The organism is Peptococcaceae bacterium (assembly GCA_024655825.1).
Lineage (GTDB): Bacteria > Bacillota > Peptococcia > DRI-13 > PHAD01 > JANLFJ01.
Window position 1 is genome coordinate 1 of the sequence record JANLFJ010000069.1, and the last position, 7,060, is coordinate 7,060.

The 7,060-nt window shown below is 51.5% G+C and carries 7 protein-coding genes; 1 reads left to right on the forward strand and 6 read right to left on the reverse strand.

The annotated features are described in order from the left end of the window. Positions 1-108 precede the first annotated feature (108 nt). From NUV48_15160 to NUV48_15185, 6 genes are all read right to left on the reverse strand, one after another. Positions 109-876, reverse strand: coding sequence for a hypothetical protein (locus NUV48_15160; GenBank protein MCR4443472.1), 768 nt, complete (start codon positions 874-876; stop codon positions 109-111). Next, entirely contained in the window at positions 863-1,792 is a 930-nt protein-coding gene (locus tag NUV48_15165; GenBank protein ID MCR4443473.1) for a hypothetical protein, read from the reverse strand. The genes NUV48_15160 and NUV48_15165 overlap by 14 nt, the downstream gene beginning before the upstream one ends. 8 nt (positions 1,793-1,800) lie before the next feature. Then, positions 1,801-2,238, reverse strand: coding sequence for a hypothetical protein (locus NUV48_15170; protein MCR4443474.1), 438 nt, complete (start codon positions 2,236-2,238; stop codon positions 1,801-1,803). Between the two features lie 17 nt (positions 2,239-2,255). Next, positions 2,256-2,924, reverse strand: coding sequence for a nitroreductase family protein (locus NUV48_15175; protein MCR4443475.1), 669 nt, complete (start codon positions 2,922-2,924; stop codon positions 2,256-2,258). A gap of 55 nt (positions 2,925-2,979) precedes the next feature. Next, positions 2,980-3,939, reverse strand: coding sequence for a creatininase family protein (locus NUV48_15180; protein ID MCR4443476.1), 960 nt, complete (start codon positions 3,937-3,939; stop codon positions 2,980-2,982). 354 nt (positions 3,940-4,293) lie between these two features. Continuing rightward, complete coding sequence (locus NUV48_15185) at positions 4,294-5,502, reverse strand: benzoate/H(+) symporter BenE family transporter (GenBank protein ID MCR4443477.1); 1,209 nt, start codon at positions 5,500-5,502, stop codon at positions 4,294-4,296. A 439-nt stretch (positions 5,503-5,941) separates the two neighbouring features. Here NUV48_15185 and NUV48_15190 point away from each other — a divergent pair, with 439 nt between their 5' ends. Then, complete coding sequence (locus tag NUV48_15190) at positions 5,942-6,862, forward strand: LysR family transcriptional regulator (GenBank protein MCR4443478.1); 921 nt, start codon at positions 5,942-5,944, stop codon at positions 6,860-6,862. Positions 6,863-7,060: the final 198 nt, after the last annotated feature.

The following is a 7,060-nucleotide window of genomic DNA, read 5'->3' on the forward strand; positions in this document are numbered from 1 at the left end:
TCTCGTGTATTCGTTGGTTGACAAACAGATTTTAATTTATTGCAACGCTAGTGATTTTATCTATAATTTCTCCCCTCATTTCATCTTTGTCCTTACATCGTAATTAATCTATTTTATATACATCCCCGCCGGATCAATCCGCTCCCTTAAAAGCCGCAGTTCTTCCTCCGTCGGTTGTTCGGTAACCTTTGTTCCCGGGCTCATCTTTACCTCGAAACCCGTGCTGTTGATAATGTCCTCCTCGCTGATGCCCGGATGTATTGACTCAACCTGCAGTGACTTGTCCTCAGGGTTTATTCCCATTACGCAAAGGTTGGTGATCACTTTAATGCTTTCGCACATCGGAAGACCGCATTCCCGTCTGGTTTCATGGCCCCGCAAATATCCTGCCGTAGTCAAATAATCGAGTGTATCGACAATTTTTCGCCGTTCATGTTTGATGATCACATACACGTTTCTGGAAAAAGTGGCAATGTCGCTTGCTCCGCCGCTGCCGGTGAAATGGCGCATCTTCCCATCCGTGCGGACCAGAGTGGAGTTAATGTTGCCGTAGCGGTCGATTTGCAGCCCTCCCAAAAAGCCGACATCGACCAATCCCTTTTGCAGTATTTCTCCCAGGGTGCCTATAAAACTGGTGAAATACTCGCTCCTGTGCCACAATCTGGGGTCAGCGATACCTACTCCCGGATCTACAGCTTCCGGGTTTATGACGCCAATTTCATAAATGATGTTTATGTTCGGGGCATGCGTGTTTTGGGCGAGCAAGGTCGCCACCTGCGGCAGCCCCAGCCCCACCACGATGTTCTGCCCGTCCTTCAACAGCCTGGAAGCTGTTACCGCCATCAATTCATTGGTTGAATATCTAATCGCTCCCATCGTTCTTGCCCCCCATCGCGTAGCCGAATACCGGGTCTGCCGTAATGCTGTTCAGGCGTGCAATGCCGCCCATCTGTTCAATAAATTCGTTGTGGTCTTTGGTCCCCAGTACATATTTTGACAAATACTCGTCAAAATCGTGCTGGTTGGTGTTTACCCCGGCATACAGCTTTAAGGCCCGCGCATCATAGTCGTAGCACTTGTAGACCGAGGTGGGATACGCTCCATAAGGCGCCTCGACCACCGCGTAGGTGTAAACGCCGGGGATAATGACCTTCTCGGGAAACCTCTTAATGTACTCGGTAGAGACAATCTTTTCCACGGTAACAATCAACTTGCGGCCCGCTTTGGCCAGGTCCAGGTCCCAGACCGGCCCCTCCGTAACCACATTCCCTTTTTTGTCGGCATACTGGCAGTGAATTACGGAATATTCCGGCTGCAGCGCTCCCAGGAATACATAACTTTCTCCGTCAAACGGCGATTGCCCGACCTTGACGGCCGGCTCAGCCTTCAACAGGTTTTGTATAATTTCCGTACCAAGCATGGCCTTCGTCGGGATGAATGGGATACCCATTGACCCGGCGGTAAACCGCAGCGTCAGGCCCAGACCGCTGTATTCTTTGACGTCGATTGTCCCGTTCTCTATGGCTTCGTTGATCCGCCCCAACCGCCCGAACCTGTCCAGTGAACCTCCGCCGTACGACAGGCTCTTGACAGCGCCGGCTCCCACCAGCATATCGGCATCCATGCTCCCGATTATTTCGTACAGGGACATCTCCCGCTTATTCTGCCGGATCAGTTCGCAGGCAAAGGCGATCGGGCACCTGGTAATGGCGAACCCTCCCAGGGCGATCTCCGCTCCCTCCGCCGGGATCTCGCTTACCACCTCTTTAAGGTCCCTCACTTTGTCCACCATGTTCCGGCTCACCCCTTCACAACTTCGGAGGTATATATTTTGGCCATCTTTATCTTGCAGGTATCCCCTTCAAACTCAATGGGCGTGAGTTCCGGCGGCAGGCTGCCGCTCACTTCCAGGCAGTGCATAATCAAGTTGGCCATGGGGCAGCTTAGCGGCTGTCTGCCCTGTTCGATGAACTGGTCCCTGATCCTTTGGAGGCAGCAGTTCGTAACTGCCGCATCCAGGGTTATACCGTCCTCGCTTATTTGAATCTCCCGGCAAAAACCGTTCTCCTTCAACCACTTCCCGACCGCCGCCAGGTCGCCAAGGTCTTTGACTTCGCTCTTGAAATAGCTCACGCCGACGCGCGTCATGCGATAGCGGGCGCCTTTGCCGCGCTCGTCGTAAAATTCCTTTTGCGCCTCGTAAATAAGCGTGTCTTTAAATTTATCCAGTTTGCTCATCTTATCTTTCTCCTCGATTATGCGTCGTTTTTTGAGTAATAAAACGTCCCGAACTCCTCGTTGAAGACCAGTTCCTCCAAGGGTAGCCTGGGCCTGGGATTCGGTATCCGGGCCGGATGTCCTATGGATATAATGCTGATCGTTTTATAATCGTCCGGTATCTTGAAATGCTCGTTGAGCACCGCTTCGTCCCGCACATCGATGCACGGGGCGATCAGCCAGCAGGCGCCGAGACCAAGGGCGGTCACGGTCAGCAGCATGTTCTCGATGGCCGCCGATGTGTCAAACGGCAAATCCCATACATCCTTTTTGCCGATGACGATTATGATCACGTCCGACTCGTTCACAAAGGCCGACACATCACCTGATGTCAATTTCTTAAAGGCAGCCAGCTTTTTCTCTTCGTCCTCCAGCGTTTTAAACCGTTCCTGCATCTGTTTGCTGATGAACTCCCCGGTGAACCTGCGGCCGCTGCCCCTCCGGGAAATATCTGATAAAAATTTTTTATTCTTCTCGTCCCTTACAACTATGAACCGCCACGGCTGGGCATTCTCTCCCGATGGGGCCTGCCTTGCGCTCTCCAGTATTAACCGCAGGTCCTCCTCCGAGACCTTGTCTTTCGTGTAATTCCTGATGCTCCTGCGGTCATTGATAACTTTCATAACTATATCTTTATCTTTAACCATGTCCTTCGTCCTGAGCCTCCTTTTATGACTTCCTCCGCCCGAACAATCCCTTATCTCAAATGGGGTAACGGTAGGAATACAGGCTCCGGCCGCCGTTAAAGGGCCCCTTGAGCAGCGCCTCGATGGTGGACCGTTCCTGTTCGGTGACGTATTGCGCTTCCGGCAGTTTGCCCGGCGGGAATTTTTCCAGGATGTCGTTGTGCAGTTTAATTAGATAATCGATCAATGCCTCCAGGCCAGGCTCCGCTTTTTTCGCCTCGGCCAGGGTAGGTTTGCCAATCACCCCCTGCGGGTAAGTGAGCACCTCCAGCCCACCCAGCCCGACTGCGCCATGTCCGGGAATGGGGTACTGGTAAATGTCGCCGCCCTTGTCGACGTGTCCTTCCGGCAAGAAACCCCTGGGTTCCTTGGAGTCCTCCATGTATTCCTTCTTGTTCATCTCCGGGAAAAGGGCTAGGGAGTAAGAAGCCTCGACCTCGTCGGCGTGCCGGAACGGAGTCTCAAACGGTCCTCCATGCTCCTTGTCCTTCAGATACGGCACAATGACCGTGGGCCAGTTCACAAAGGCCAGCACGGCCGGCACCTGGCATATTTTTCCGAACTCCTGGATGGCATTGGGGATAACATACTCCTGTCCATGGCCGTTGATGAGTATCTGCTTCCGGAACCCGGCGTTCCAGTAACCGGCGATTATTGCCCGCAGATATGCCACAAAGGTCTCCTCGGGGATGACTATCGTTCCCGGCATTCCCAGCTGGCACCAGGGATGCGACCCAAACCAGATCGGCTGAGAAACAGTGCACCCGCACTCCCGGGCCACGATTTCCGCCATCCTGGTCACCAGGAAAGTGTCCTCCCCGTAGCACTGGCCTTTCCCGTGGTATTCGGTGCTCCCAACCGGGATGATGATAATGTCATTCTTTTTCAGCCTCTCGGTTACCTCATGTCCCGTCATGTTTTGGAAATAAATCCCGTCCGCTTTGTCCATTGACCCTTTCGAATAGTTGTACTTCACGTCTCCTCCTCCTTTGGCGGGTTAAGTTTAATTGTTTTGGAAGTGTTTTAGTATCATTGACATGATAGAAGCTCGTTCCCGCATTTAGCTTTCTTAATCAAATCTTAACCCGCTTTATTAATAGGCGCAATTTATATTTCTTATTGTATTTATCATTAATACTTATAAATATCATTATTGATGGGAGATACGGTCCCTTTGTCGTAATTGCGCCCCAACGGCGCAGTTGGAACTAATACAATTTATTAGTATTGATTTATTGATCCTGTGTTTTTCAGTCCTGCATCCGTGTTTGTCGCTTGTCAGGCTTATACCTGCGTAATTGAAAGGGCCCCGGCCAAACGGCGCTAAACCTTATGCGCGTTTATGCGCGCTGACCGCGGAGACCAGTATGCCGAACAGGATCGCCCACACCGGAGCCCCTATGCCCCCAACGGTCACATTCGACATCCCGACAATAAACGCCGTAAAGGCTCCCAGCTGATGTTTATTTGCTCCAAAGGCCATTTCCAAAGAACTGGTAAAAAGGCCAAGCATGGCCAATCCCGCCACAACATTGCTTATTGCGGCCGGCAAGACCGTCAGAAACGGCATAATGACCCCCAATGTAATTCCTATAAGAATCAGGGCCGCGCTGAAGAGCAGACCTGCCGCATAACGGTGTTCTTTTTCCCCGGCGCTGGCGCCGCCCACGATAGCGGTAACCGGCCCGGCCAGCACAATGCAGTGGGAAAGGCTGAAGGCACCCAGGAAAGAAGCCAGCCCGGCCACGGAAGTTATGGTGTTCAAAGGAGGATCGTACTCGTTGGCGCGAAGCACACCGTAGCCCTTCAGGGTATCGGCCAACCCCATCAAAACGAGGGGAATGCTCACAGCAAGAATAACCCGGTAATTGAAGCGCGGAACTACAAATACCGGCTGGGCAAAATGGAAATACATGTTTTGGACCTCCATTGTCAAAGGGAGCAGCAAGAAGGATAAAATCATGGCCACAACCAGCGAAACAGCCTGGGGGGGAATCCTCTTGGAGACCAGCGGCGTGATCAAAAACGCGGCAATGGTCAAACCTGTCACCACCGGCTCTTTTGCAACGGCTTCCACAATTCTTAATCCATAGCTCATAAACACCCCGGCGATCATTCCCATGATTATCGGAACCGGAAGGTACTTTCCGAGCAATCCGACGACTCCGGCAGCTCCTATCAAAAAGATGATCGCTGCGGCAATGAGATAGCCGGCAACCATTTCCGGCACAGAGAACAGTTTGAACATGGGCCCCACAACCAGCAGGGCGGGCAGGGAAGGAGCAATGATTATGGGCTGTTTATAATACAGGCACAGCAAACCTGACGAAATGGCAGCCAGAACAACGCCGCTTATTATCCACGAGGCTGCCTGTTGTTGATTAAGATTGGCCGAAGCGGCAACATTCACAAACAGTATAATCGCTCCCGTTAATGTGAAAATGACGCCGGTTATAAAGGCAGTGACGTTCGGGACATTGAACTTTACATCTTGCCATCCTTCTTTTAAGCCCGGCCCCGGCTCCATAATTTTCCTCATTCAAATCCCCTATTCTTTTATCTAACATAATTTACCATCGTGGCGGGCGACTGTTAAAAATCCGCTGCCGCCTCTATATCAAACCTTGCCATCGCAGCGAAAGACGTGGTTTTAGGATATAAACAAGTGTCGGAAGCGAAAGACACCTCCCGGCCCATCAAACGGAGCCTTTCGCGGTTTAAACCTAATTGTTTTGATAAGTGGTTTATGTGTCATTGAATGATGAACGCCTGTTCCCGAAATTAGCTTTCTTGATCAAATCTTAACGCGCTGCATTTAATAGGCGCAATTTATATTTCCTATTGTATTTATAATTGATACTTATTAATATTATTATTGATGATGGATACGGTCCTTTGTCGTAATTTCCCCCGGGCAAGAGCAGTTGAAACCAGCATTGGCCCTGATGTTCTTCAGCATTCTTTGTGGAGGGATTGTTATGGAACTGCACCAGCTTGAATATGTCCTGGCGGTCGCCCAATACCAGAGTTTTACCCGGGCGGCGGAAGAAATCAATATTTCCCAGTCCTCTCTCTCCCAGCAGATCAGCAAGCTGGAAAACGAACTGGGAATAAAACTGTTTGAGAGAACAACGCGAACCGTTCATCTCACGCCGGCCGGGGACGAGTTTGTGCTCCACGCCAAGCGCATCATGGCGGAAATCAATGCGACCAAGCGGACCATCCAGGAATACCTGTCCATCGAACGCGGCAACATCAACCTGGGGGTGTTTCCGGTCATAGGCCACTTCCAGCTCACATCGTTGCTGGCCTCATTTCAGAACAATTTTCCCCGGGTGAAACTCCAATTAATAGAGGCGGAATGCGAGAACCTCCTGAACCTGCTTAAGGAATCGAAGATTGATGCCGCCCTGTTAAGTGAAATGGACTCAGACTCGTTCATCACTTACCACCGCCTGATCAATGACGAGATTGTGCTGGTGACCAGCAGCCTGCACCCGTTGGCCACCCGCCAGGCGATCGACCTCAGGGAGTTGTCGAAAGAAAAATTCATTATTGTCCCGCCGACCTCCGGCCTGTATAAGAACTTCGCTGGCGCCTGCCGCAAAGCTGGCTTTGAGCCAGAGGTCCTCTACCACTGCACGCAGGTAACCACCACCCTGGGCCTGGTGCGGGAAAACCTCGGCGTGGCCGTGTTGTCTTCCCAGGTGGCCATGAAATACCTGCATTTAGGCCTGTCAATTGTCCGGCTCATGCCTACCGTTCCCCGGAGGATTTCACTTGCCGTGCCCAAAAACGCGCACTTGACGCCAACCCTGAAGGTGTTCATAAAATTCGCCCAGCAATGGGCGAACTTAAAAAGCAGCGAAAAGCTTGCTCCTGCAGCTAAAACAATCTGAACGGCGAAAATGCTTATTGGGCAGGTCTGTTCTGTCGCCGGGCATTAAGTTGAGCCGTCTTTTCCATCTTTTCCTGTTTCGTTTCGGTCCGGCTCGTTACACTCAGTTTCTGTTTTCAGAGGCACGGTTTTCACACACGGTTTGAGCTAATTGCTATGTTCAGGGGGCCAAACAGCACAAGCGTTGAAAGGAACGCAA